This window comes from Elizabethkingia argenteiflava (assembly GCF_009904105.1).
Taxonomy (GTDB): Bacteria; Bacteroidota; Bacteroidia; order Flavobacteriales; family Weeksellaceae; genus Elizabethkingia; species Elizabethkingia argenteiflava.
This window is the reverse complement of the sequence record NZ_JAAABJ010000504.1, coordinates 1-285: the sequence shown is the minus strand read 5'-3', so window position 1 is coordinate 285 and position 285 is coordinate 1. Positions and strand designations below refer to the sequence as shown.

Sequence of the window (285 nt, the reverse complement as noted above, 5' to 3'; positions counted from 1 at the left end):
GGAGTGTCACCCGAACTGTGTCAGGTTCTAAATTAATGCTCCTCAAAAGCTGTTTTTTTCCTTGAGAATTCTCTCTCCAAATTTAACATAAAGTTGTGATAATGCCATACCCCAGTTATGGATAGGCGTTGTCCATTTTTTACTGATATTCTGTATTACCAGATACATTAGCTTCATCAGTGGCTGTTCTGAAGGAAAAGCACCTTTAGTTTTGGTGATTTTGCGTATCTGGCGATGTACCCCTTGAATTGGATTGGTAGTATATATGATTTTTCGTACTACCTC

General features: G+C 38.2%; 1 protein-coding gene. It reads right to left on the bottom strand.

Annotated features, from left to right (window positions below):
• Nucleotides 1–42 precede the first annotated feature (42 nt).
• Nucleotides 43–285 (bottom strand): transposase (locus tag GNY06_RS06710; protein ID WP_166519348.1); only part of this gene is annotated, 243 nt, incomplete at its 5' end.